The following is a 25395-nucleotide window of genomic DNA, read 5'->3' as shown; positions in this document are numbered from 1 at the left end:
CCACTCGCCGCCAGGTTGCCCCGCGCTGCCGTTCGACTTGCATGTGTAAAGCATGCCGCCAGCGTTCAATCTGAGCCAGGATCAAACTCTTCAGTTCAATCTCTGTTTGCGACACTTTCGTGTCATCTGCATTTCTGCAGAGTCGCTCACTCAAAATACTGACCATCACTTCATTGCTGAAGCAACGTATTTCTTTTGCGTGAACATTTGATAATTTAAGCATTCAGCAGCTACCGAAGCAGCTGCTGGCACTTCATCAAACGCCCACACTTATCGACTGTTGATTGTTAAAGAACTCGAATCTTGTACTGCTTTGCTGCGTTGTGCGAATCGTTTTGTTCGTCAGCAGCAGAGAGATGAGATTATGCATTGTTTCGCTTAACTCGTCAACCCCTCGTTTTCTTCCGCTTTCGCTGCCGTGAAGCTGCGTCTGCGTCGGAGGAGCAAGACTATAGCAAACGCATGCGCAGATCCGCAAGAGCGTCCCGGCAGTTTTTTACAACAGCCAGTCGATGGGCAGCCACGACAGCACGCGTACGCCGGCCCGCTTCCATGCGCTCGTCCCCGGCTCCTCATGGTAGGTCGTCACCTTATCCCCCGTGCGCTGCAGCCAGACCAGCTTGCCGTCGGCATCCAGGCGGACTTCGAAGGCCTTGGCCGGCATCGACGTATCCAGACGCTGCGCGAGCTGGCCGGCCAGCGCGGGGCTGTCGATGACGAGGCCCATCTCCGTATTCAGCTCGATCGAGCGCGGATCGAGGTTGAAAGAGCCGACGAAGACACGCTTGCCGTCGACGCCGAACGTCTTCGCATGCAGGCTCGACGAGGAACTGCCGCCGATGCGGCGCTGCTGCGTGGCGCCGTCGTCCATGCGGCGCAGCTCGTACAGGGACACGCCTGCTGCGAGCAGGTCACGCCGCCACTTGGCATAGCCGGCGTGGACGGCCGCGACATCCGTGGCCTGCAGCGAATTGGTCAGCACCCGCACGTGCACGCCGCGCCGCGCCATGCCGGCCAGCGCCGCCGTCGTTTCCTTGCCGGGCACGAAGTAGGGAGACACCAGGTCGACGCTGCGCTCGGGCTCGCCCATCGCCTGGCGCAGCGCGACCGCCAGGCGTTCCTGGTCCGCCGACTTGCCCAGCGCCTTGGCCGGGTCGTCGCTGACCAGGCGCGCCGGCGCCCATTCCAGCGCCAGGCGGCCCTGCAACAGTTGTTCGACGAAAGGCAGCTTGCGCAGCGCCTCGATATAGTCGCGCGCCGCCGGCTCGCGGCGCCGCTCCTCGGCGCGCCGCGCCAGTGCCTGCGGCTCCTCGGCCTCGCCCCCATGGACGATGGCCGCCACCGGGTAAGCGGAGGCGCTGTTCCAGTAGCGGTCGAAGTCGCTGGAGACTTCCCGGACGGCCGGGCCGACCGCCAGCACATCCAGGTCGACGAACAGGAAGTCATCGCCGGCGCCGAAATACTCGTCGCCGACGTTGCGCCCGCCGACGATGGTGACCTGGTTATCGACCGTGAACGATTTGTTGTGCATGCGCCGGTTCAGGCGCGCAAAGTCGGTCAGGTAGCCGACGCCGCGCCAGGACCGCAGCGCGAACGGATTGAACAGGCGCACCTCGACGTTCGGCATACGGGCCAGTCCCAGCAGGACTGGATCGAGCCCGGACGTATTGTTATCGTCCAGCAGCAGGCGCACCCGCACCCCGCGCGCCGCCGCACTGCGCAAGGCATCGAGCAGCAGCGTGCCGGTGAGGTCGCCGTGCCATATATAGTACTGGACGTCCAGGCTGCGCTCGGCCCCGGATGCTAGCAGGGCGCGGGCGGCAAACGCATCGTGACCGTCGGCCAGCGCGTAGACGCCCGACTGCCCCGGATGCTGTGCCAGCAGCGGCCCGATGGCGGCGCCCAGGCGCGTACCGGCGGTATCGGTGAACGCGGTGGATGGCGTCCGCGGGGCCAGCGGCGGCAGCGCCGTGCAGCCGACAGCGGCCGCCGTCGCGAGGGCAAACGCCACGCCGATCCTGATGGCCGCGGACGCCCGCACGGGATTACATCCCGTCGAAGTTCGGCTTGCGCTTCTCCAGGAATGCCGCCATGCCCTCCTTCTGGGCCGCGGTACCGAATCCCGCATGGAAGAAGCGCCGCTCGTAGCGCACGCCCTCGGTCAGCGTGGTCTCGAAGGCGCGGTTGACCGCATCCTTGATCTGCATGGCCACCGACACCGGCATCGCGGCGATGCTGTTCGCGACTTCCAGCGCCACGTCCATCACCAGGTCGGCCGGCACCACGCGCGAGACCAGGCCCGTGCGCTCCGCTTCGGCGGCGTCGATCATGCGCGCGGTCAGCAGCATGTCCATGGCCTTCGACTTGCCGATCGCGCGCGGCAGGCGCTGCGTGCCGCCGGCGCCCGGGGTGACGCCGACCTTGATCTCGGGCTGGCCGAACTTGGCCGTGTCGGCGGCGATCAGGAAGTCGCACATCATCGCCAGCTCGCAGCCGCCGCCCAGCGCATAGCCGGACACGACGCCGATCACGGGCTTCCTCACGTCCAGGATGTGTTCCCAGTTACGGCCGATATAGTTGCCGGGGTACGTGTCGGCATAGGTGTAGTTGGCCATCGCTGCGATGTCGGCGCCGGCCGCGAACACCTTGTCGCTGCCCGTCAGGACGATCACGTTGATCGACGGGTCGGCGTCGAAGGCGTGCAGCGCATGCCCCAGCTCGTTCATCATGTTGTCGTTCAGCGCATTCATCGCCTTCGGACGGTTCAAGCGAACGACGACGACCTTCTCGTGCTGCTCGATCAGCAGATCGGCATATTCCATGGCACACCCCCATCTGAATTATCCAAGAGCGTCGATTGTATGACGTATACGGCAAGCTTGCCTGCGCTCGGCCAGGCCCTCGCCGATGCCCGTGCTGCCGCGTGAATCGACGTCAAGGCTGGGCCGGCAGCGCGATCCGCGTCTCCGGACAGCCCATTGCGAGGCAGGCGTTCGGCAGCGTGCGCAGCCAGGTCAGCACCGAATCGACGGTCACCGTCTGGATGTGGCCTTTCCAGCGCAGCTCGGGAGGATGGTCGTCGAAGCTCACGTTGGCCTTCGACACGCGCGCGCCCAGGCGCGTCAACGTCCCCAGTTCCAGTTCCGTCGGCACGTAGCCGGCAGTCTTCAGCCAGGCCTGGGCGGAGCGCCGGGTATTGGCCTCGTCCTCGGGCGCCAGGCCGTAGGCCAGCACTTCGAGCACCCAGCCGTTCGAATTCTGGTAGGCGGTATTGAACGGATAGGCCACCAGGCTGTAGCGGGGCTCCTGGTAGTCGCCGGCCTTCTTGCCCAGCAGCGCCTTCTTCAGGCGCGCCTGCAAGGGCGGCTGCACGCGCCAGATGCCGGCCTGGTAGCGGAACGGCGAATCGGAAAAGAAATTGACCAGGCCCTCGTCGTAGAGCGCCGACGTCGCCGTGCCGCAGGTATTGAGCTTGTGGACGACGGACCAGGGGCCGGCCGGATGCTCGCGCACGGCGAAGGCCAGGTGCGAGTAGCCCAGGCGGTACTTGGACAGGTCCTGGCCCATGCGCCCGATCAGCACGACGTCGTCGTCGATCTTGTCGAGCGCCGCGCGGGTGGCGTCGGCCATTTCGATGGAAAGGCGCGCCGCCTCGGGCGATCCCTGGCGGCCTTCGCACGGCGTTCCGGCCGCGGCCGTGCCGGCGCCGGCGGCCAATAGCACGGCCAGCGCCGTGGTCGACAGGAGCCGCCGCATCGTCAGCCGCGCGCCTTCGAGTGCACGGCGCCGGTCCCCGGCGGCACCAGCACGCCGATCGTCGCGTCACCCTTCCTGACGACGTAGCCGATGGTGCCGACACGGTCGACGTCCAGCACATCACCGGCGGCAAGACGCTGCTCGCGCACGGTCGGCGCCATTACCGTCATCGTCAGCTCGAACTGGCCGTCTTCGCTCTGCATATGCGCCTCGGCCTGGTTCTTGTCCTTGTCCATGATGCCCTTCACCTTCCAGCGCGAATGGTCGCCGATGCGGGCGAAGGACTCGTTCACCGCCTCGCTTCCCTTCATGCTGCCGCCCGCCACCAGCAGGAAAGGCAGGGCGACGACGTAGGAGGCCCCGACCATGCTGGCTTGCGACGGCGTCATATTGGAGTATTGGGCATGGCATGTCGTGCCGAGCGTGGCGGCCAGGACGGCCGCGAGGATCTTCGATGTCTGCATGGAGCGCTCCCGGATGAAGCTCGTGTCCGGAACCGGTAGGAGTTTCCCGAACGTAAGCGGTCCTTACGTTATCCGAATTTGCGGTGCGCCGCAATCGTGCTTATTTTTTCGGCAGCAGCGCCCAGATCTGGCCGCGCTGCTTCATGCGCCCCGCATTGTCCGCCGCCTGGGCGCCGAAGCCGAAGAAGAAGTCGGCGCGCACGGCACCCTTGATGGCGCCGCCCGTGTCCTGGCCCATCACGAGGCGCTGCATCGGCACGTCGCTGCCCGCCTCCGTCGTCGACAGGAACAGCGGCGCGCCCAGCGGCAGGAAGGCCGGGTCGATCGCCGCCGAGCGTGACGGCGTCAAGGGCACGCCGAGCGCGCCCTTCGGACCGACGCTGGGGTCGGGCAGGCGTTCTTCGCGGAAGAAGATATAGCTGGGATTGACGTTCAGGAGTTCCTGGCGCCGCTCGGGATGGGCCGCGATCCAGGCACGGATGCCCTGGGCCGTGGCCTCGGCGGAGGTCAATTCGCCCTGCTCGACCAGCCAACGGCCGATCGCCTTGTACGGATGGCCGTTCTGGTCGGCGTAGGCGACGCGCACCGTCTCGCCGCCATCCAGTTCCACCCTGCCCGAGCCCTGCACCTCGAGGAAGAAGGCCTCGACCGGGTCGTCGACCCACAGCAATTCCTTGCCCGGGATCCGCGCACGCTCGATCTCGGCGCGCGTCCCGTAGGGCACGACGGTCTTGCCGGACAGGCGGCCGCGCAGGCGCATGCCCTTCAGGGTCGGGTAGACGCTGGCCAGGTCGACCGTGATCAGGTCGTCCGGCACCTTGTACAAGGGCGTCTGGTAGGCGCCGCCGCGCTTGCGGGCGCCGCGCAGCGCCGCCTCGTAGTAGCCGGTGATGAGGCCGGCATCGGCGCCGTCGGCGGCGCGCACCAGGTTCGGCACGAAGTAGGTCTCGAAATATCGGCGGATCGCCGCGCCGTCGGTGGCGTCGACCGTGCGGCTGGCGGCGCACACGGCCTTCCAGTCCGGCTTGGCCCCCAGCGCGCGGCAGGATGCCTGGAACGCGGGCCAGGCCTGGCGCAAGTCGTCCTGGCGCCAGCCCGGCAGCACGTCGAACGCGACGGGCGTGAACAAGGGGGCCGGAGGAGGCGCCGGTGGCTGGGGCGGCACGGTCACGGGCCCCACCGGCGGCGGCATCCTGATCGGCGGTTCGGCCGGCTTCGGCTGCGGCTGCGGTCCCGGTTGCGGTTGTGCCGGCTGCGGTTGTGCAGGCTGCTGCGGCGCCGTCGTGCAGGCCGCCAGCATGGAAACGATCGTCGCGACGGTCAGGAAGGCGGGTACACTGCGGGGTGTCGAGAGCATGGGGGAAACCATATGTGGATACTGCTGTTGGAAGCGGGCGTGGCGCTGTTCCTGCTGGTGTTCATCGTCTGGTGGACGATGTTCGCGGGCCGCAAGCCGGAGCAGGAGCAGAAACCGCAGCCGCGCCGGGACGAGCCGCCCCGGTCCTGATCAGTGCAGGGCGTGCGGCAGCGACAGCGCGAACTCGGGGATCGCCACCTCGAAGCGGTGGCCGTCCTCGGCCACGAAGAAATACTCGCCCTTCATCGAGCCGAGCTGGGTCTCCAGCTGCGTGCCGCTCGTGTATTCGAACTGCTGCCCCGGCTGCAGCAGCGGCTGGTGGCCGACGACGCCCAGGCCGCGCACTTCCTGCAGCTGGTTGTTGGCGTCGGTAATGGTCCAGTGGCGTGAAATCAGCTGGGCCGCGATGTCGCCCGTGTTCTTGATCGTGATCGTGTAGCTGAACACGTGCTGCCCGCGGTCCGGGCTGGATTGCTCGGGCAGGTATTGCGTCTTGACGGTAATCGCGAAGTCGTAGACGGGCATCGATGTTCCTTGTGGGTGTTGAGAAGCGTGGCCAACATGATACAACGCCCGCAGCAAGGGCGGCGGCGGGCAGGAAGATGGCGCCGCTGCCGTGCCCTGGCGCTCTTGTCGGCGTACAATGTCGCCTCTTCGACACCAGCAGCTCCAGCACACCATGACCACCTACCGCATCGCTCCCAGCATCCTGTCCGCAGACTTCGCCCGCCTGGGCGAGGAAGTCAGGAATGTCGTCGCCGCCGGCGCCGACATCATCCACTTCGACGTGATGGACAACCACTATGTCCCGAACCTGACCATCGGTCCGCTGGTGTGCCAGGCCATCCGTCCGCACGTGCAGGTGCCGATCGACGTGCACCTGATGGTCAAGCCCGTCGACCGCATCATCCCGGACTTCGCCAAGGCCGGCGCCGACATCATCACCTTCCACCCGGAAGCATCGGAACACATCGACCGCACGCTGCAACTGATCCGCGATAACGGCTGCAAGGCCGGCCTGGTATTCAACCCGGCCACCCCGATGCACTACCTGGAACACGTGATGGACAAGATCGACATGATCCTGATCATGTCGGTGAACCCGGGCTTCGGCGGCCAGTCCTTCATCCCGGAAGCGCTCAAGAAGATCGCGATCGCGCGCCGCCTGATCGACGAGTCGGGCCGCGACATCATGCTGGAAGTCGATGGCGGCATCAAGGCCGAGAACATCGCCGCCGCGGCGAAGGCAGGCGCCGACACCTTCGTCGCCGGCTCGGCCATCTTCGGCAAGCCGGACTACAAGGCCGTGATCGACGCGATGCGCGCCCAGCTGGCCACGGTCGGGAAATAAGCATGCGGCACGGCGCTGCGGCCATCCGGGCCGCCATCATCGACCTGGACGGCACCATGCTGCACACGGTGCCGGATTTCGAACTGGCCCTGAACGGCATGCGCGCCGACTATGGCCTGGCGCCGGTCACGCAAGCCGTCATCGAACCGATGGTGGGCAAGGGATCGGAACGCCTGATCCGCGACGTGCTGGCGCTCGACTACGGACCGGAACGCATCGACGCCGTGTTCGCGGCGGCGATGGCGTCCTACCAGCGCCACTACCTCGCCATCAACGGCCAGAAGAGCACGCTGTACCCGCAGGTGCTGGAAGGCCTGGCCGCGCTGAAGGAACAGGGAATGCGCCTGGCCTGCGTGACCAACAAGCCGGTCGCCTTCGCCACCCCGCTGCTGGCGCAGAAGGGCCTCGCGCCCTTCTTCGAGCTGGTCTACGGCGGCGATTCGCTGCCGCGCAAGAAGCCCGATCCCTTGCCGCTGCTGCAGGTGTGCAGCGACTTCGGGCTGGCGCCGGCCGAGGTGGTCGCCATCGGCGATTCCAGCAACGACGCCGAGGCCGCGCGCGCCGCCGGCTGCTTCGTGCTGACGGTGCCGTACGGATACAACCACGGAAAGCCTGTGCAAACGATTAATTCCGATGGTATAGTTGATTCGCTGCTCGAAGCGGCAAAGCTGATATCTGCACACAACGACACCGCAACGTAACTCGTCTATACATGTTTTTCACCAAAAAACACACCGTCAACCACACCAGCGCCCCTGAGGCCTGGGTCTGGCGACGCTGGCAATCCTGGTCCAACTGACCGCCTGATTGCTGCAGGCACATGCACGTGCCTGCAGGTTTTTTGAAGACACCGCCGCCCGTCCCTCCCCTTGCACGGCCGGCCTGGAGAAAAGCATGACCGAACTCGAATTCAAATCGCTGGCCACGCAAGGCTACAACCGCATCCCCCTGATCGCGGAAGCTTTCGCCGACCTCGAAACCCCGCTCACGCTGTACCTGAAGCTGGCCCAGAGCCAGGGCGCCGGCAAGAACACCTTCCTGCTGGAGTCGGTGGTCGGCGGCGAGCGCTTCGGCCGCTATTCCTTCATCGGCCTGCCGGCCCGCACGCTGCTGCGCACCTTCGGCAACGTCACGACGATCGAGCGCGACGGCAAGGTGATCGAGACGCACGAAGGCAATCCGCTCGACTTCATTGAGCAGGTGCAGGGCCGCTTCAAGGTCGCGCTGCGCCCCGGCCTGCCGCGCTTCTGCGGCGGCCTGGCCGGCTACTTCGGCTACGACACCGTGCGCCACATCGAGAAGAAGCTGGCCGGCGGCGCACCGAGGGACGATCTGGGGCTGCCGGAAATCCAGCTGATGCTGACCGAAGAGCTGGCCGTGATCGACAACCTGTCCGGCAAGCTGTACCTCATCGTCTATGCCGATCCGTCGCAGCCGGAAGCGTATGCGAAAGCGCGCCAGCGCCTGAAGGACTTGCGCATGATGCTGCGCCGGAGCGTCGATGCGCCCGTGACGTCGAGCTCCGTGCGCACCGAGGCGGTCCGCGACTTCAGCAAGGAGGATTACCTGAAGGCGGTGGCCGTGGCCAAGGAATACGTGATGGCCGGCGACCTGATGCAGGTACAGATCGGCCAGCGCATCCGCAAGCCCTACGTCGATTCGCCGCTGTCGCTGTACCGCTCGCTGCGTTCGCTGAACCCGTCGCCGTACATGTACTACTACAACTTCGGCGACATGCAGATCGTGGGCTCCTCGCCCGAGATCCTCGTGCGTAACGAACAAGAATCCGACGGCCAGCGCAAGGTCACCCTGCGCCCCATCGCCGGCACTCGCCCGCGCGGTTCCACGCCGGAACGCGACGCCGAGCTGGCGCACGAACTGCTGAACGATCCGAAGGAAGTGGCCGAGCACGTGATGCTGATCGACCTGGCCCGCAACGACATCGGCCGCATCGCCACGACGGGCAGCGTCAAGGTGACGGACAAGATGGTCATCGAAAAGTACTCGCACGTGCAGCACATCGTCTCGAACGTCGAAGGGACATTGAAGGACGGCATGTCCAACCTGAACGTGCTGCGCGCCACCTTCCCGGCCGGCACGCTGACGGGCGCGCCCAAGGTGCGGGCGATGGAAATCATCGACGAGCTCGAGCCAGTGAAGCGCGGCATCTACGGCGGCGCCTGCGGCTACCTGTCGTTCGGCGGCGAGATGGACGTCGCCATCGCCATCCGCACGGGTGTGATCAAGGACGGCAACCTGTACGTGCAGGCGGCGGCCGGCATCGTGGCCGACTCCGTCCCCGAGATGGAGTGGCTGGAAACGGAAAACAAGGCGCGCGCCGTGCTGCGCGCGGCCGAGCAGGTCCAGGACGGCCTGGACGGGGAGATTTGACATGCTGCTCATGATCGACAACTACGATTCCTTCACCTACAACATCGTGCAGTACTTCGGCGAGCTGGGCGAAGACGTGCGCACCGTGCGCAACGACGAGATCACGCTGGAGCAGATCGCCGACATGGATCCGGACCGCATCTGCATCTCGCCGGGCCCGAAGTCCCCCATCGATGCCGGCGTCTCGGTCGACGTGCTGAAGGAATTCAAGGGTAAAAAACCGATCCTGGGCGTCTGCCTGGGCCACCAGGCCATCGGCGAAGCGTTCGGCGGCAGGATCATCCGCGCCAAGCAGGTCATGCACGGCAAGACCTCGAAGATCGCGCACACGGGAGAAGGCGTGTTCAAGGGCCTGCCCAGCCCCTTCACCGTGATCCGCTACCACTCGCTGGCCATCGAACGCGCCTCGCTGCCGTCCTGCCTGGAAGTGACGGCTTGGACCGACGACGGCGAGATCATGGGCGTGCGCCACAAGGAATTCGACATCGAGGGCGTGCAATTCCACCCCGAGTCGATCCTGTCGGAGCACGGGCATGCGATGCTGAAGAATTTCCTCGAGCGCTGAGCGCCTGCCACGTCGTCCCTGCGGAGGCAGGGCCCAATTCCTGCGAGCTGCCTGCACATTGGGCCCCTGCCTGCGCAGGGGCGACGTTCCATTGCCGCGTGTCGAACACTGATTTTCAAGAACGGACCCCGCCATGATCACCCCCCAAGAAGCCCTGCTGCGCTGCATCGAGCACCGCGAAATCTTCCACGACGAGATGCTGCACCTGTTCCGGCAGATCATGTCCGGCGAGATGTCGCCGACCATGGTCGCCGCACTGACGATGGGCCTGCGCGTGAAGAAGGAAACGATCGGCGAGATCACCGCCGCGGCCGAAGTCATGCGCGAGTTCTCGACCAAGGTGCCGATGGCCGACACCACCCACCTGCTCGACATCGTCGGCACCGGCGGCGACGGCGCCAATACCTTCAATATCTCGACGGCCTCGATGTTCGTCGCCGCCGCCGCCGGCGCGCGCGTGGCCAAGCACGGCGGACGCAGCGTCTCGTCCTCGTCCGGCAGTGCCGACGTGATCGAGGCGCTGGGCGCGCACATCGACCTGAAGCCCGAGCAGATCGCCCAGTCGATCGCCCAGACGGGCATCGGCTTCATGTTCGCGCCGAACCACCACGCCGCGATGAAGCACGTGGCGCCAGTGCGCCGCGAGCTGGGCGTGCGCAGCATCTTCAACATCCTGGGGCCGCTGACCAATCCGGCCGGCGCGCCGAACATCCTGATGGGCGTCTTCCACCCCGACCTGGTCGGCATCCAGGTGCGCGTGCTGCAGCGCCTCGGCGCCCAGCATGCGCTGGTGGTGTGGGGCCGCGACAATATGGACGAGGTCTCGCTGGGCGCCGGCACGCTGGTCGGCGAACTGGTCGACGGCCAGATCCGCGAGTACGAGATCCATCCGGAAGACTTCGGCCTGTCGATGATCTCCAGCCGCAACCTGAAAGTCGCCGACGCCGCCGCCTCGAAGGCACGCGTGCTGGAAGCGCTGCGCGGCGAACCGGGTCCCGCGCACGACATCGTGGCACTGAATGCCGGCACCGCACTGTACGCAGCGGGCGTGACGACCTCGATCGCCGAAGGCCTCGAGAAGGCGCGCGCCGCCATCGCATCCGGCGCGGCGCTGGCCAAGCTGGACCAATTCGTGGACGTGACGCGCCGGCTCGGCGCGCCGGCCTGATCGAGGAGCAAGCATGTCCGATATCCTGAACAAGATCCTGGCCGTCAAGGCCGACGAAGTCGCCGCCGCGCGGAAGCACCGCGACCTCTACAGCCTGCGCCGCGACGTGGAAAGCGACGCCGGGCTGCGTGCCGGCATCCGCGGTTTCGAGGCGAGCCTGCGGCGCAGCATCGGCGCGGGCCGCGCCGGCGTGATCGCCGAAGTCAAGAAGGCGTCGCCGTCCAAGGGCGTGCTGCGCGCGGATTTCCGCCCGGCCGACATCGCGCAAAGCTATGCGCAGGGCGGCGCGTCCTGCCTGTCGGTACTGACCGACGAGCAGTTCTTCCAGGGTTCCGCCGCCTACCTGCAGCAGGCGCGTGCCGCCTGCGAGCTGCCCGTGATCCGCAAGGACTTCATCGTCGATCCCTACCAGGTCTACGAAGCACGCGCGATGGGCGCCGATGCGATCCTGCTGATCGTGGCGGCCCTGGACCACGGCCTGATGGCGGAACTGGAAGCCTGCGCGATGGAACTCGGCATGGACGTGCTGGTCGAAGTGCATGACGGCGATGAGTTGACGGCGGCGCTGCGCCTCAAGACGCAACTGCTGGGCATCAACAACCGCAACCTGCGCACCTTCGATGTCACGCTCGATACCACCATCGGCCTGCTGCCCCGCATTCCGGCCGAACGCCTGGTGGTCACCGAGTCGGGCATCCTGAAGCCGGAGGACGTCAAGCGCATGCGCGAGGCCGACGTGCATGCCTTCCTGGTGGGCGAAGCCTTCATGCGCGCGCCCGATCCCGGCACGGAATTGCGACGACTATTCTACTGACATGGACCACATCCGCGCAGGCCTCTTCATTCTCTTGATCGCAGGCCTGGGCGGATGCTCGGGCGTCCGCACCACCGTCGTCGCGGCGCCACCGCCGCCGTCCTCGCCCATCCAGCCCGACGCACCGGCCTTCCAGGCGCCCGTTTCGCAACCAGCGCCGACCGGCCTGGACGACTACAAGACGCAAGTCGCCCGCCACGTCCTCCAGCACAATCCCAACCTCGCTTTTTCCGGCACGCTGCCGCCGCTGATGCCGGCGATCGTCGTCCTGCGCATCACGGTCGACCGGCAAGGGCAGATGACGGGCGTGGAAGTACAGCGCTCGCGCGACGCCAACGCCTCCCGGGTGGCCGTCGACTCGCTGTGGCGCAGCCTGCCCCTGCCGCCGCCGCAGCGGCTGGCGCAGGCGGACGGCAAGCTGACGTTCTCGGAGACCTTCCTGTTCGGCGAGCGCTATCGCTACCAGTTGCGCAGCCTGGAGCCGCCGCAGGCGGGCGAATGACCATGACAGGGCGGGTGATGGTGGGCACATGGTGCCCACCCGACGTCACGGCATCATCGGTACCACGTAGGGTGGGCACCACGTGCCCACCTCGATCGCACGCTCAGCTCGCGCTGGGACGCTTGATGGCCGCCTTGCGCGTCCCCGGCGCCGTCGTGATCTGGATGCAGGGCACGCGGTCGCCCTGCAGCGTCACGTCGAACGCCATCAACTCGTCGCGGCGGAAGGCGTGCACGGTCACCTTGTCGCCCACGCGGTAGCGCGCGAACAGCTGTTCCAGGTTGGACGGGGTGCCGTTCACGCGCAGGCCGTCGACGGCGATCACGATGTCGCCCGCCGACAGGCCGGCCTGGTGCGCGGCGCCGCCTTCGTGGACCTGGGTCAGCTTGGCGCCGGCGGCGTCGCGGCCGATGCCGGCGTCGAGCGACGACTTGCTGCTCTTGCGCTCTTCCGTCACCTTGATGCCGAACGGCGCATACAGCTTGGCCAGCGGGATGTCCTCGGTGCCGCGGATGTAGCGTTCGAAGATCGACTTCAGGCGCACGCCGGCCACTTCGTCGAACAGCGCCTCGACTTCCTGCTCCGTCACGCCGCGCGCGCCACCCTCGTAGAAATCGCGGCCGTAGCGTTCCCACAGCGCCAACATGACGTCGTCCAGCGATTTCGCGCCGCCCGTCTTGGCGCGGATCGTCAGGTCGAAGGCCAGGCCCACCAGCGAACCCTTAGTGTAGTAGCTGATGATGGCGTTCGGCGCGTTCTCGTCCTGGCGGTAGTACTTGCTCCAGGCGTCGAAGCTGGATGCGGCGATGCTCTGCTTGGTGCGGCCGCTGCCGCGCAGCACGCTGGCCACGGTCTTGCCGAGCAATTTGAAATAGGTCGCCTCGCTGATGATCCCGCTGCGCACGAGCATCAGGTCGTCGTAGTAGCTGGTGAAGCCTTCGAACAGCCACAGCAGCGGCGTGTAGTTCTCGACCTGCAGGTCGTAGGGCGCGAACACGGCCGGCTTGATGCGCTTGACGTTCCAGGTGTGGAAGTACTCGTGGCTGCACAGGCCGAGGAACTTGGTATAGCCCTCGTTCGGCTCGGCCGTCTTCGGCGCGGCCGTCGTCGGCAGGTCGGCGCGCGAGCAGATCAAGGCGGTCGAGGCGCGGTGTTCCAGGCCGCCGTAGCCGTCGCCCACGGCCATCGTCAGGAACACGTAGCGGTCCATCGGCGCCTGCTTCGTCTTGGGCTCGAAGAACGCGATCTGGGTCTCGCAGATGGCCTTCAGGTCCTGCTCCAGGCGCGCCATGTCGAGGTTCGGCACGCGGCCCGTGATGACGATGTCGTGGCGGATGCCGTGCGCCGTGAAGCCGCCCAGCGCGAAGTCGCCCATCTCGACCGGGTGGTCGATCAGTTCGTCGTAGTCGGCGGCGGCATAGGTGCCGAAGCCGTAGCGCTTGGCCTGCAGTTCCGGCAGCGAGGTGGCCACGCGCCAGGTCTTCGTCGCCGGGTCGGCCGGGCGCTGGATGTCGACGTGGTGCGCAGCCCCTTCCTTGCCGTGCGCGCGCAGGAAGACGCTGGTGCCGTTGAAGAAGCCGTGGGTCTGGTCGAGGTGGGCGGCGCGCACCGACAGGTCCCAGGCATAGACCTCGTAGTGCAGCGTGAGCGGACCGGCGACGGGCGCCGCCTGCCAGGCATGCTTGTCCAGCTTCGTCAGGGCGACTTCCGTGCCGTTCGATTCGGCCCGGATGCGCACGATGTTGCGCGCGAATTCGCGGATCATGTAGCTGCCCGGGATCCAGGCCGGGAGCGAGAACACCTGCCCCTGCGGATCGGGCGCCGCCACGGTGGCGGTGACGTTGAACAGGTGTCCGGCCAGGTCCTTGGGCACGATGGTGTAGTGGACCGCCGCCTGCTTCTTCTGGTTGGTTTTTTTCATGGGGTTGAAGAATCCTCTCTCGATGCGCCGTAGTGTAATCGGATTCCCCAGCGCCGGGGAGCGCTACAGATCGCCCGGCGTATCGATATCGCGGAAAATACCCATGTCGCCGACAGGGATTTCTATTACCGGACAGGTTTGCAGCAGCCGGCGCGCGCCCTGGTCGCCTTCCAGGGCCAGCAGCGCGTCGAGGTGGACGCGGCCGAAGCCGACCGGATTGCCGCGCTTCCCTTCCATGACGGGCGCCACGATGGGGGCGCTGCCGGCCAATGCCGCCGCCAGCGCCGCCAGCGTGGCGGGCGCCACGTGCGGCATGTCGCCCAGCGCCACCAACCAGGCGTCCGCATCCGGAAGGGAGTGACGGATCGCATGCATCAGCGACGCCGCCATGCCGCTGTCCGCATCGGGGCAGACGGTGACCTCGCAGCCGAGATCCGCCAGCAGCGCCGCCACGCCGCCGTCGCCGGGCGGCACCACGGCGACGACGCGCGGCACGGCCGCCAGCAGCTTGCGCGCGCTGGCGACGACGACGGGCGCGCCGCCGGCGTCCGCCAGCGGCTGCAGCAGCTTGTTGCGCTGCCCGGCCGGATCGAAACGGCGCCCCCGGCCCGCGGCCATCAGGATGCCGACCACGGACAGGGGCGCCTCCCTCATTGCGTCTCCCTCATGACACCCCCGTCAGGCCGAGGCCAGGTCGAACGGCAGCTTGCGCAGGCGCTTGCCGGTCAGCTTGAACACGGCATTGGCGAACGCCGGCGCCAGCGGCGGCAGGCCCGGTTCGCCCATGCCCGTCGGCGCGTCCTGCGAGGGCACGATGTGCACGTCGATCTGCGGCATCTCGTTCATGCGCGGGACCACGTAGTCGCCGAAGTTCTGCTGCTCGACCACGCCGTCCTTGAGCGTGATGGCGGCGCCCGGCAGCGTCGTGCCCAGGCCCATCAGCGCGGCGCCCTGGATCTGCGCCTCGATGGTGAGCGGGTTGACGGCCAGGTTGCAGTGCACGCCGGCCGTGACCTTGTGCAGCTTCGGCGCGCCGTCCTTCATCGACGCCTCGACGACGTAGGCGATCACGGTATTGAACGACTCGTGCACGGCCACGCCATGCACGTGGCCCTTCGGCAGCCTGGCCTTGCCGTAGCCGGATTTGGCCACGGCCAGGTCCAGCGCCGCGTGGTGGCGCGCGTGTTTCGGGTCGATCAGCTTCTTGCGGTAGGCCACGGGATCCTGGCCGGCCGCGTGCGCCGCCTCGTCGATCAGCGTCTCCATCACGAAGGCCGTGTGGGTCGAGCCGACCGAGCGCCACCACAGCACCGGCACGTTGGCCTTGGCGGTGTGCGCCGTCAGGTTCAGCGGGATGGCGTAGGGCTCGCCCATGCCTTCGATCATGGTGCCGTCCACGCCGTTCTTGACCATGAAGGCTTCGAACGGGGTACCGGCCATGATCGACTGGCCGACGATCGCATGGTCCCAGGCGACGATATTGCCTTGCGCATCCAGGCCAATGTCGGCGCGGTGCACGTGCGACGGGCGGTAGTAGCCGCCCTTGATGTCGTCCTCGCGGCTCCAGATCATCTTCACGGGCCCCTGGTGGCCCGCGGCTTTCCAGGCCTTGGCGATGTTGACGGCTTCGACCACGAAGTCCGAGCTCGGCACCGCGCGGCGGCCGAAACCGCCGCCGGCCATGACCGTGTGCAGCGTCACCTGTTCGGGTTTCAGGCCAGCCGTCGCGGCCGCCGCCGCCTGGTCGCCGGTCTGGTATTGCGAGCCGACCCACAGCGTGCAGCTGTCGTCCTTCAGGTCGACCGTGCAGTTGATCGGTTCCATCGGCGCGTGCGCGAGGTAAGGGAATTCGTAGACGGCCGAGATCTTCTTCGCCGCGCCCGCGAGCTTCGACGTGTCGGCCTGGCGCGCGACGGCGCCCGGCGTCTTCGCCAGCGCGATGAACTGCGCCATCTGCTTGGCGCTGTCGACCTTCTCGACGGCGCTCGTGTCCCATTCGATCGCCAGCGCGTCGCGGCCCTGCTTCGCCGGCCAGTAGCCGTCCGCGATCACGGCGATGCCGCGTCCGCCGCGGTCGACGGGGATCTCCAGCACGTCGACCACGCCGCGGATCGCCTTGGCCTTGGCAGCGTCGAACTTCGCGACCTTGGCGCCGAACACGGGCGGATGGGCGACGACGGCGACCTTGGTGCCGGCCGGCTTCACGTCCAGGCCGAACTGCTGGCGGCCCGTGGACTTGGCGCGCGCATCCAGGCGCGCCATCGGCTTGCCGACGTAGCGGAACGCCTTCTGGTCCTTCAGCACGACGGTTTCCGGCACCGGCATCTTCGCGGCGGCGTCGGCCAGCGAACCGTAGGTGGCTTTCCGGCCGCCGGGGCCGATCACGACGCCCTTCTCGGTACGGCACTGCGACGGGTCGACCTGCCACTGCTGCGCGGCCGCGGCCACCAGCATCGCGCGGGCGCGGGCACCCACTTCGCGGTACTGGGTGAACGAGTGGGCGATGGTGCCCGAGCCGCCCGTGATCTGCATGCCGAACACGGGATCCTTGTAGACGTCGGCCGCCGGCGCCAGTTCGCTGCGCACCTGCGCCCAGTCGGCATCCAGCTCGTCCGCGATCACCATCGGCAGCGCCGTATGCACGCCCTGCCCGAATTCGAGGCGGTTGACGATCACGGTGACGGTATTGTCCGGCGCCACGCGCACGAAGGCGTTCGGCGCGTAGACGACGGGCTTGGCGTCGGCGGCGCGCGCCAGGCGGCTGCCGCCCGGCAGCACGAAGCCCAGCACCAGGCCGCCCGTGGCGGCGGCGCCGGCCTTCAGGAAGCCGCGGCGCGACGATACGTTGACGGCTGCAGCCTCGGCTGCGCCCTTGAACCATTCTGCTCGCATGTCGGTCTCCTCAGGCCAGGGTCTTGGCCGCGTCCTTGATGGCCAGGCGGATGCGTTGGTAGGTACCGCAGCGGCAGATATTCCCGCTCATGGCGTTGTCGATGTCGGCGTCGCTCGGCTTGTGGTTCGTGCGCAGCAGCGCGGCCGCGCTCATCACCTGGCCGCTCTGGCAGTAGCCGCATTGCGGGACGTCGTGCTTGACCCAGGCATCCTGCAGGGCCTTGCCGACCTTGTCCGACTCCATCGCCTCGATGGTCGTGATCTTCTGGCCGGCGGCCGCGGAGATCGGCGTGACGCAGGAGCGGATCGCGGCGCCGTTCAGGTGCACGGTGCAGGCCCCGCACAGGGCGGCGCCGCAACCGAACTTGGTGCCGGTCATGTCGAGGTTGTCGCGCAATGCCCAGAGGATGGGCGTGGAAGGATCGGCGTCGACCTGCACGTCGCGCCCGTTGATATTCAGAGTGACCATGAAACTCCCTATCGTTTGTGGACGTACTGCTTATTGACTGCTTATGGACTGCTGATTGACTGCTTGTGGACTGCTCATGTACGACGACGCCGCGCGTGCGGATGCAGGGCGCGGCGTCTGGCCGGCACTCGGTGGGCACGTGGTGCCCACCCTACGATGACCGGTTCACTGTTTGACGGTCGCCAGCTTGGCTTCCAGCGTCTTCTGGTCGATGGCGCCCGGGATGCGGGTGCCGTCGGCGAAGAAGATCGCCGGCGTGCCGGTGATCTTGAGCTTCTGGCCCAGCGCGAGCACCTTGTCGTTCGGGGTCTCGCAGTTGTCGGCGGCGGTCGGCGCGGCCTTCCCGTTGATCATCCAGTCGTCCCAGGCCTTGCTGCGGTTGGGCGCGCACCAGATGTTCTTCGACTTCACGAAGGAGTCGTCGGACAGGATGTTGTACATGAAGGTGTAGATCGTCACGTTGTCGACGTTCTTGAGCGTGGTCTGGCGCAGGCGCTTGCAGTAGCCGCAGTTCGGATCCTCGAACACGGCGATCACGCGCTTGCCGTCGCCCTTGACCTGCTTGATGGCGGAGTCCAGCGGCAGGTCGGAGAACTTGATCTTGTTGATCTCGTCGATGCGCTCGCGGGTCAGGTCGCGCGTGGTCTTGGCATCGTAGACGTGGCCGATGACCAGGTACTCGCCCTTCTTGTCGGTGTACAGGATGTCGCCAGCGACGCGCAGCTCGTACAGGCCGGCATACGGCGTTTCCTTGACCGACTCGATCTTGGCGCCGCCCAGGCGCGGTTCGACGTTCTTCTTGATCGTCGCCTCGACCGAGTTCTGTGCACCCACGCAGGACGCCATCAGGCCGGTCGCCAACAGCACGGCGAGCTTCGTTTTCATCATGAGTGATTCCTAAATCTTCTGTGGAGGTTACCGACCCATCGCATGGGCAATCAGCCGACGCTTAACCAGTGGCAACTTATCCAGCAAGTTTAATCCCAAATTGCGAATCACGCGCACTGGCTCCAGGTTGGCGCCGAACAGGCGCTCCAGGCCGTCGGTGGCCAATTGCATCAATAAAACCTCTTCCTTGCGCGCACGCGCATAGCGGGCCAGCACGCGTTCGTCGCCGATGCCCTGGTGCGCATCGCGCTCGCCCAGCACGCGCAGCAGGTCGACCACGTCGCCGAAACCGAGGTTCATGCCGTGGCCGGCCAGCGGATGCACGGCATGGGCGGCGTCCCCTGCCAGCGCCACGCGCGGCGCCACCAGCGAATGGGGGCGCACGAGGCGCAGCGGGATCGCCTGCACCGCCTCCGGCTGCAGGGGTTTCAACAGGCCCAGCTTCTCGTCCGCGAACTCGCCCAGGCGGATCGCCAGCTCGCCCAGCGATTCGTTCATGATGGTGTCGGCCAGCGTGTCCGGCGCCGACCACACGAGCGAGACGCGGTTGCCCGGCAGCGGCAGCAGGGCGACGATGCCGTCCTTGCAGGTGAACCACTGGTGGGCGACGTTGTGGTGCGGCTTCTCGCACTCGAAATTGGCGACGATGCCGCGCTGGTGGTAGGCGCGGTAGTCGACGCCGATGTCGCACTGCCCGCGCACCCACGACTCGCGCCCGTCGGCGCCGACGACGAGCTTGGCCGCCAGGCGGCTGCCGTCGTCCAGTTCCACGGTCGCCTCGTCGCCGCCGTTGCACAGGCGCGTGGCGCGGCCGCTGACGATGGTGACGTTCTGGGCGAAGCGCAGCGCCGCATCCAGCGCGGCATTCAGGTTACTGTCCTCGACGATCCATGCGAGCGTGCCGGCATGGGCGCCGAAGGCATCGAAGCCCAGGTGGCCGCCCTGCGCGCCGTCGCCCTGCACGTCCATCGCATCGACGGGCGCCACTCGTCCCATGTCCAGCGCGCCCCACACCTTGAGCGACGACAGCAGCGTGTGCGCCGTATGGTTCAGCGCGTACACGCGCGTATCCCACGGCTTCTCGCCGCCGCCCGCCTCCTGCTCCGCGCGCGCGGGCGGGACCAGCAGCGTGACGCTGTGCCCGGCCTGGGACAGCCCGAGCGCAGCCGTCTTGGCGATCGCACCGTTGCCAACGATGCAGACGTCGCTCTGTCGTTCATTGCCCCGGCGGGCGTCGGCGCGGGAAGTGGCGGAGGAAGTGGTCTGTGTGGTCATGGAGACATTATAGACCTTCACCGCCGGACCTTCACCGCCAGCCCCTTCGCCCGTCCCGGACCTGCCATGAACCCGGGATCGCAAAAAATTGCTGTTCAGGACTTGCGATGCCGCAAAGTGCTGGCTATAATCATGCCTCTCTTGGCCTGGTAGCTCAGTTGGTAGAGCAGAGGATTGAAAATCCTTGTGTCGGTGGTTCGATTCCGCCCCGGGCCACCAAGAATTCAGCAGTAGCGCAAAACGCCACCTTCGGGTGGCGTTTTTGTTTTCCGAAGCACATTCGTAGCGCTATCCGCCCTTCAATCGAAGAACGCCATGTCCCGCGCCACCGCGCGCGGCAACTCCTGCTTCAGCAAGTCGATCCAGGCCCGCGTCTTCGCATCCACGAACCGTCCCGACGGCAGCAGCGCGAAGATGCCGATCTCGGGCGAGCGCCAGGCCGGCAGCACCTGGACCAGGGTGCCGCGGCGCAGGTCGTCGACGACGCTGTACAGCGGCAGCATGGCGATGCCCAGGCCGCGCAGGGCACTGTCGAGCACCACTTCGGCGGCATTGCCGACCAGCGGGCCTTCGGGGTCGAGCTTGACGTGTTCGGCGCCGTCGTCCAGTTCCCAGTAGGACGTGACCGAGGAATTGACCAGGCGCAGGCAGGTATGGCGGGACAGGTCGTGCGGATGCTGCGGCACGCCGCGCCGCGCCAGGTAGCCCGGCGCCGCGCACAGCACGGAGACCATCTGGCCCAGCTTCAGCGCCACCAGGGCGGAATCGGGGAGGTACTGGGCCAGGTAGACGCTGACGTCGATGCCCTCGGCCAGCAGGTCGGGCGGGTTCTGCGACGAGCTGTATTCGATGGTCACGCGCGGGTTGTCCGTGCAATAGGTGGCGACCAGGGGCGCGACGTAGCGGTTGCCGAAGGCCGTCATGCTCATCACGCGCAGGCGGCCAGCCGACTGGCCGGCGCCGCTGGCCTCCCCTTCGGCACGCGCCACCATGTCGAGGATCGCCTTGCACTGCGCGGCGTAGCGCTCGCCGACGCCGGTCGGGGCCAGGCGCCGCGTGGTGCGGTACAGGAGCTTGGTCTGCAGGCGGTTTTCCAGCAGCGTGACCAGGCGCGACACCTGGGCCTTGGTGACGCCCATGTGCTCGGCCGCGGCCGTGAAGCTGCCGGCATCCAGTACATGCACGAATGCATCCATCGCGTGCAACAGCCCGTAGTCGAGATCCTTGCGCATAAGTCCGCCATCTTACCGCAGGCGGGCGCCGGCTTCTCCCCGTCAGTTGTTCAGGTACAGCGGGTTGGTCGACACGTAGGTGGTGACCTTGTGGTTCAGCGTGCCTTCCGGTGCGATGCGCTGCAGGTCGAACGGAATCACCTCTTCGGTGCCGGTCTGGAAATTCCAGGTGAACGAGCGGTCGCCGACGACGAAGCGGACGGTCGAGCCGCCCGTCACATTGACGTAGCGGGTGGTGTCGTTGACGACGATGACCCTGTCGACCGGCGATTGTTGCGGTGCGCTGCTGCCGATGACTTCGAGCGGCTGGGGAGCGGCACCGGCAACGCCGGCTGCCAGGGTGCTTGCGAGCAATACGGGGAGGATCAGTGCGGTTTTCATATCATGCTCCAGTTCAGACGGTGATGCAGCGCGGCGCCGTCCGCCGTACGGGCGGCGCCGTCAACCGCCGGGTTGGCGATTTGCTGTGGAACTCATCATAGTGTCCTTGCCGAGCGGGAAAAATATAGCCACATCGAACTCTTTGTTACGGATGAGGTAACGATCGTCCGGCTACCACGCTTTACCCCCGCGCACGATGTACCGGACCATCAAAGCTTCTTATGGTTGCTCCCAAGAATTCGTGAATATCGCTGTGCGCGCTTGCGTCCTAGCATGTCTCCATCGGGTGCCGTTGGCGCACCTGGCCTTCAGGAGAATGAACATGACCGACCTCAAACGTCGCAGCGTGCTTGCCGGCGCCGCGGCCGGCGCCGTCGCCCTCGGTGCCACCGCCGCCGCCAAGGCGGCCCAGCTCGGGCCCACCTTCGGCAATCCGGACAATCCGCCCCAGGGCGCCATCAATTCCTCGGCCATCGCGAACGCCGAACCGGGGCCGCAGTTCGCCCAGTTGCGCGACGTGATGCCGGCGTTCGCCAATCCGCCGCCGACCGACGTGGGCGGCATGGCGATTCCCTGGGCCTCGTTCAACCTGGCGCACAAGCGCATCCAGAACGGCGGCTGGGCGCGCGAGGTGACGACCAAGGCCTTCCCGATCTCGAAGGACATCGCCGGCGTGAACATGCGGTTGGGTCCGGGCGGCGTGCGCGAGCTGCACTGGCACCAGCAGGCCGAGTGGGCGATCATGGTCAGCGGCGAAGTGCGCATCACCACCATCGATGCGCTGGGCCGCGCCGAGGTGTCGGACGTGCGCGCCGGCGACCTGTGGTACTTCCCGCCGGGCCTGCCCCATTCGCTGCAGGGCCTGGGCGAGAACGGCGGCGAATTCGTGCTCGCCTTCGACAATGGCTCGTCCGGCGAATTCAATACGCTGATGGTGTCCGACTGGCTGGCCCACACGCCGCCCGAGATCCTGGCGCAGAACTTCGGCGTGCCGGCCGAGAAGTTCAAGGACATCCCGCTCGAGCAGCTGTGGATCTACCAGGGCGCCAGGCCCGGTCCGCTGAAGCCGGACCAGGTGTACGCCGCCTCCTCGAACGGCCGTCCCGACCACCCGTTCATCTTCCGCATGAGCTCCATGGCGCCCACGCTGCGCCAGCCCGGCGGCGAAGTGCGCATCGTCGACAGCAGCAACTTCCCCGTCTCGAAGACGGTGGCGGCGGCGATGGTGACGCTGCGTCCCGGCGGCCTGCGCGAGATGCACTGGCATCCGGATGCCGACGAATGGCAGTACTTCATCAAGGGCAGCGGCACCATGACCGTCTTCAATACCGGCCCGGCCGCGCAGACCGTCAACTTCAATCCGGGCGACGTCGGCTACGTCGAGAAGAACCTCGGCCACTACATCAAGAACACGGGCACGACCGACCTCGTGTTCCTGGAACTGTTCAAGTCCGACCACTTCTCGGAAGTGACGCTGTCGCAATGGCTCGCGAACACGCCGCGCCAGCTGGTGCGCGAGCACCTGCGCGTCGACGACGCCACGCTCGACGTGATCCACAAGCTGAAGGACCGCCGCGACGTGATCGCCTGAAAGGACCCGCCCCATGACCACCGCCGACACCGTCGCGCTCATGCGCGACAGCCTCGACCGCCCGCAGCGGTCCCGACGCAGCATCCGCTCGCTGCTGGCCTTCGCCGGGCCGGCGGTCGTCGCCTCGGTGGCCTATATGGACCCGGGCAACTTCGCCACCAATATCGAGGCCGGTTCCACCTACGGCTACGAGCTGCTGTGGGTGGTGGTGCTGGCCAGCCTGGTGGCGATGCTGTTCCAGGCGATGTCGGCCAAGCTGGGCATCGTGACGGGCCGCAGCCTGGCGGAACTGTGCCGCGACGCGTTCCCGCGCCCCGTCGTCATCGGCATGTGGATCGCGTCCGAGATCGCCGCCATGGCCACCGACCTGGCCGAGTTCATGGGCGGCGCGCTCGCCATCTCGCTGCTGTTCCACGTCGCGCTGGGCTGGGGCCTGCTCGTCACGGGCATCGTCACCTTCGCCATCCTGTCGCTCGATGCGCGCGGCTTCCGGCCGCTGGAGATCGCCATCGCGGCGCTGGTCGCCGTGATCGGCCTCAGTTATCTCGCCGAGCTGGCGATCGCGCCGCCGGACTGGCATGCGGCCCTCTTCCACGCCGTGGTGCCGCAGCTGCATGGCGACCACGCCCTGATGCTGGCCGTGGGCATCGTCGGCGCCACCATCATGCCGCACTCGATCTACCTGCATTCGGGACTGACGCAGGGCCGCGCGCCGGCCCGCAACGACGGCGAGCGCGGGCGGCTGGTGCGCTTTTCGAACCGGGAGGTCATCATCGCCCTGGGCCTGGCCGGCCTGGTGAACATGGCGATGGTGGCGATGGCCGCGACGGCCTTCGGCAAGGACGCGCCGGGCATCGCCGACATCGAGACGGCCTACCGCACGCTGGCGCCCGCGCTGGGCACGGGCGCGGCGCTGCTGTTCCTGGTGGCGCTGCTGGCCTCCGGCATTTCCAGCTCGGTGGTCGGCACGCTGGCGGGCCAGCACATCATGCAGGGCTTCGTCGGCGTGCGCATCCCGCTGCTGGCGCGGCGCCTGGTCACGGCGGTGCCGGCGGTGGCCGTGTGCATGGCCGGCAATCCGATGCAGGCGATGGTCGACAGCCAGATCGTGCTGAGCCTCGTGCTGCCGGTGCCGCTGGTCGCGCTGGTGGTGCTGTCGGCGCGGCCGTCGGTAATGGGAAAATTCGCCGCATGCCGCCGGCTGACGTGGACGGCGGCCCTCGCCACGGGGGCGATCGTGGCCCTGAATGCGGCGCTGGTCTGGCAGGGGCTGGCGGGATGAGGGCGCCCTCAATGGCCGGCCAGGGACGCCAGGATGGCGCCGCCGTCGGCCAGCAGGAACTGGCGGAACTCGCGCGCCGCCGGGGGCAGCGGACGATCGCCCGAGTGGACCACCTGCCACTGGCGCAGCAGAGGAAAGCCCTGCACGTCGAGCAGCTGCAGCTGTCCGGAGCGGACCTCGGCGTCGACCTCGTGCACCGACAGCAGGCCCACGCCCAGGCCCGCCATCACCGACTGCTTGATCGCTTCGCTGGTGCCCAGCTCCATATGCCGGGGTGCGGCCGCCTGGCCGAGGAAGACGTCGTCGGCCACGATGCGGGTATCGGTGCCGCTTTCACGCACGATCAGGCATTCGGCGCCCATGCGCGCCAGCGGAATCGCCCGCTGCCCGGCCAGCGCATGGGTGGGCGCCGCTACCAGCACGAACGGGTGGTCGGCGAACGGCCGCGCCACCATCTGCGGCAGGTCGGGCGCGCGCACCATCACGGCCACGTCGATCTGCTCGCTGCGCAGCATCTCGATCAATCGCGCGCGCGGGCCCACCTTCATGTCGAGGTCGACGGCGGCATGCTCCTGCACGAAGGAATGGATCAGGTGCGGGAACAGCCGGCTGCCGGACGTGATCAGGCCGATCCGCAGGTGCTGGACGCCGCCGCTCAGCAGATTGGCCAGCGACTGCTCGGCGGCGCGCAGGTCGGCCAGGATCACCTGGCAATGGCGCAGCACGAGGCTGCCCCCTTCGGTCAGCGAGATGCGCTTGCCGTTGTGACGGAACAGCGGCAGACCGGCCAGGCCTTCCATCTGCTTGATCTGCATGGATACGGCGGGCTGGGTCAGGTGCAGGTCTTCGGCGGCGCGCGAGAAGCTCAGGTTGCGTGCCACGCTCTCGAAGATCTTGATCTGGCGGAGGGTTACATGTTTCATAAGCTGCACGCTCTCCTTCACGAACGTCGTCGAAAACGAACATGTTGTCACGGGACAGTGTAGAGGATGATACGGTAAGCACGCGTTACAAGTTCGAAAGGAGATGCCTGCCATTTGGTAGAGCAAGGCCGCGCGGCAGTCCCGTCGCCCCTGCTCTACAATGGCCGGGCAAT

25 protein-coding genes, 1 tRNA gene and 1 rRNA gene are annotated in these 25395 nt (G+C 67.1%); 11 read left to right on the top strand and 16 right to left on the bottom strand.

From position 1 onward, the window contains the following. From ACI1V7_RS19435 to mltA, 6 genes are all read right to left on the bottom strand, one after another. Positions 1 to 97, bottom strand: a 16S ribosomal RNA gene (locus ACI1V7_RS19435); the annotation flags it as partial. A gap of 399 nt (positions 98 to 496) precedes the next feature. Next, positions 497 to 2011 carry a phospholipase D family protein gene (locus ACI1V7_RS19430; protein ID WP_404533415.1) on the bottom strand — a complete coding sequence of 505 codons (1515 nt, stop codon included), beginning with the start codon at positions 2009 to 2011 and terminating at the stop codon, positions 497 to 499. A 34-nt stretch (positions 2012 to 2045) separates the two neighbouring features. Continuing rightward, positions 2046 to 2822, bottom strand: coding sequence for an enoyl-CoA hydratase (locus ACI1V7_RS19425; RefSeq protein WP_404533414.1), 777 nt, complete (start codon positions 2820 to 2822; stop codon positions 2046 to 2048). Between the two features lie 112 nt (positions 2823 to 2934). Then, on the bottom strand, positions 2935 to 3756 hold the full coding sequence (locus ACI1V7_RS19420; protein ID WP_404533413.1) for a DUF2145 domain-containing protein: 822 nt from the start codon (positions 3754 to 3756) through the stop codon (positions 2935 to 2937). 2 nt (positions 3757 to 3758) lie between these two features. After that, positions 3759 to 4220, bottom strand: a complete 462-nt coding sequence (locus tag ACI1V7_RS19415) for a hypothetical protein (RefSeq protein ID WP_404533412.1) — start codon at positions 4218 to 4220, stop codon at positions 3759 to 3761. A 100-nt stretch (positions 4221 to 4320) separates the two neighbouring features. Continuing rightward, positions 4321 to 5577 carry a murein transglycosylase A gene (gene mltA / locus ACI1V7_RS19410; protein WP_404533411.1) on the bottom strand — a complete coding sequence of 419 codons (1257 nt, stop codon included), beginning with the start codon at positions 5575 to 5577 and terminating at the stop codon, positions 4321 to 4323. Between the two features lie 12 nt (positions 5578 to 5589). On the opposite strand from mltA, the gene ACI1V7_RS19405 reads away from it, so the two are divergent. Then, positions 5590 to 5727 (top strand): hypothetical protein, encoded by a 138-nt coding sequence (locus tag ACI1V7_RS19405; protein ID WP_314547581.1) that lies wholly within the window; start codon positions 5590 to 5592, stop codon positions 5725 to 5727. Here the strand turns inward: ACI1V7_RS19405 and apaG are convergent, their stop codons facing one another. Beyond that, positions 5728 to 6102 carry a Co2+/Mg2+ efflux protein ApaG gene (gene apaG / locus ACI1V7_RS19400; protein ID WP_404533410.1) on the bottom strand — a complete coding sequence of 125 codons (375 nt, stop codon included), beginning with the start codon at positions 6100 to 6102 and terminating at the stop codon, positions 5728 to 5730. Positions 6103 to 6256: 154 nt separating this feature from the next. Here apaG and rpe point away from each other — a divergent pair, with 154 nt between their 5' ends. The 7 genes from rpe to ACI1V7_RS19365 all read left to right on the top strand — a co-directional run bounded on the left by rpe (position 6257) and on the right by ACI1V7_RS19365 (position 12368). Next, positions 6257 to 6928 carry a ribulose-phosphate 3-epimerase gene (rpe, locus tag ACI1V7_RS19395; RefSeq protein WP_404533409.1) on the top strand — a complete coding sequence of 224 codons (672 nt, stop codon included), beginning with the start codon at positions 6257 to 6259 and terminating at the stop codon, positions 6926 to 6928. Between the two features lie 2 nt (positions 6929 to 6930). Then, entirely contained in the window at positions 6931 to 7629 is a 699-nt protein-coding gene (locus ACI1V7_RS19390; RefSeq protein ID WP_404533408.1) for a phosphoglycolate phosphatase, read from the top strand. A 193-nt stretch (positions 7630 to 7822) separates the two neighbouring features. Then, complete coding sequence (gene trpE, locus ACI1V7_RS19385; RefSeq protein WP_404533406.1) at positions 7823 to 9319, top strand: anthranilate synthase component I; 1497 nt, start codon at positions 7823 to 7825, stop codon at positions 9317 to 9319. A 1-nt stretch (position 9320) separates the two neighbouring features. After that, positions 9321 to 9884 (top strand): anthranilate synthase component II, encoded by a 564-nt coding sequence (locus ACI1V7_RS19380; protein WP_404533405.1) that lies wholly within the window; start codon positions 9321 to 9323, stop codon positions 9882 to 9884. 133 nt (positions 9885 to 10017) lie between these two features. Beyond that, positions 10018 to 11052 carry an anthranilate phosphoribosyltransferase gene (gene trpD, locus ACI1V7_RS19375; protein ID WP_404533404.1) on the top strand — a complete coding sequence of 345 codons (1035 nt, stop codon included), beginning with the start codon at positions 10018 to 10020 and terminating at the stop codon, positions 11050 to 11052. A 13-nt stretch (positions 11053 to 11065) separates the two neighbouring features. Next, positions 11066 to 11866, top strand: a complete 801-nt coding sequence (gene trpC / locus ACI1V7_RS19370) for an indole-3-glycerol phosphate synthase TrpC (protein WP_404533403.1) — start codon at positions 11066 to 11068, stop codon at positions 11864 to 11866. 1 nt (position 11867) lies between these two features. Next, positions 11868 to 12368: an energy transducer TonB gene (locus tag ACI1V7_RS19365; RefSeq protein ID WP_404533402.1), complete on the top strand. Its 501-nt coding sequence runs from the start codon at positions 11868 to 11870 to the stop codon at positions 12366 to 12368. 103 nt (positions 12369 to 12471) lie between these two features. Here ACI1V7_RS19365 and ACI1V7_RS19360 read toward each other — a convergent pair whose 3' ends face one another. The 6 genes from ACI1V7_RS19360 to ACI1V7_RS19335 form a co-directional block, all read right to left on the bottom strand. Next, positions 12472 to 14289, bottom strand: coding sequence for a M61 family metallopeptidase (locus ACI1V7_RS19360; protein WP_404533401.1), 1818 nt, complete (start codon positions 14287 to 14289; stop codon positions 12472 to 12474). Positions 14290 to 14352: 63 nt separating this feature from the next. After that, on the bottom strand, positions 14353 to 14943 hold the full coding sequence (locus tag ACI1V7_RS19355; RefSeq protein WP_404533400.1) for a nucleotidyltransferase family protein: 591 nt from the start codon (positions 14941 to 14943) through the stop codon (positions 14353 to 14355). A gap of 24 nt (positions 14944 to 14967) precedes the next feature. Continuing rightward, positions 14968 to 17181 (bottom strand): xanthine dehydrogenase family protein molybdopterin-binding subunit, encoded by a 2214-nt coding sequence (locus ACI1V7_RS19350; RefSeq protein WP_404533399.1) that lies wholly within the window; start codon positions 17179 to 17181, stop codon positions 14968 to 14970. Positions 17182 to 17191: 10 nt separating this feature from the next. Continuing rightward, positions 17192 to 17650, bottom strand: a complete 459-nt coding sequence (locus ACI1V7_RS19345; protein ID WP_404533398.1) for a (2Fe-2S)-binding protein — start codon at positions 17648 to 17650, stop codon at positions 17192 to 17194. 165 nt (positions 17651 to 17815) lie between these two features. After that, entirely contained in the window at positions 17816 to 18538 is a 723-nt protein-coding gene (locus ACI1V7_RS19340; protein ID WP_404533397.1) for a DsbC family protein, read from the bottom strand. A 27-nt stretch (positions 18539 to 18565) separates the two neighbouring features. After that, a complete protein-coding gene (locus tag ACI1V7_RS19335; protein WP_404533396.1) occupies positions 18566 to 19813 on the bottom strand; it encodes an FAD-dependent monooxygenase in 1248 nt (415 codons plus the stop codon). Between the two features lie 143 nt (positions 19814 to 19956). Here ACI1V7_RS19335 and ACI1V7_RS19330 point away from each other — a divergent pair. Beyond that, positions 19957 to 20032: transfer RNA gene (locus tag ACI1V7_RS19330), tRNA-Phe, on the top strand. 80 nt (positions 20033 to 20112) lie between these two features. On the opposite strand, the gene ACI1V7_RS19325 is transcribed toward ACI1V7_RS19330, so the two are convergent. Both ACI1V7_RS19325 and ACI1V7_RS19320 read right to left on the bottom strand, forming a co-directional pair. Beyond that, the gene (locus tag ACI1V7_RS19325; protein WP_404533395.1) at positions 20113 to 21045 is read right to left on the bottom strand and encodes a LysR family transcriptional regulator; all 933 of its coding nucleotides are present in this window, start codon (positions 21043 to 21045) and stop codon (positions 20113 to 20115) included. A gap of 42 nt (positions 21046 to 21087) precedes the next feature. Continuing rightward, positions 21088 to 21426, bottom strand: coding sequence for a CzcE family metal-binding protein (locus ACI1V7_RS19320; protein ID WP_404533394.1), 339 nt, complete (start codon positions 21424 to 21426; stop codon positions 21088 to 21090). 322 nt (positions 21427 to 21748) lie between these two features. On the opposite strand from ACI1V7_RS19320, the gene ACI1V7_RS19315 reads away from it, so the two are divergent. Further along, positions 21749 to 23017 (top strand): cupin domain-containing protein, encoded by a 1269-nt coding sequence (locus ACI1V7_RS19315; protein WP_404533393.1) that lies wholly within the window; start codon positions 21749 to 21751, stop codon positions 23015 to 23017. Between the two features lie 13 nt (positions 23018 to 23030). After that, positions 23031 to 24299, top strand: coding sequence for an Nramp family divalent metal transporter (locus tag ACI1V7_RS19310; protein ID WP_404533392.1), 1269 nt, complete (start codon positions 23031 to 23033; stop codon positions 24297 to 24299). An 8-nt stretch (positions 24300 to 24307) separates the two neighbouring features. Here ACI1V7_RS19310 and ACI1V7_RS19305 read toward each other — a convergent pair whose 3' ends face one another. Then, positions 24308 to 25222 (bottom strand): LysR family transcriptional regulator, encoded by a 915-nt coding sequence (locus ACI1V7_RS19305; RefSeq protein WP_404533391.1) that lies wholly within the window; start codon positions 25220 to 25222, stop codon positions 24308 to 24310. Positions 25223 to 25395: the final 173 nt, after the last annotated feature.

This window comes from Massilia paldalensis (assembly GCF_044901715.1).
Lineage (GTDB): Bacteria > Pseudomonadota > Gammaproteobacteria > Burkholderiales > Burkholderiaceae_D > Telluria > Telluria paldalensis.
The sequence above is the reverse complement of the archived record's forward strand: the minus strand, read 5'-3'. Positions and strand labels throughout refer to the sequence as shown.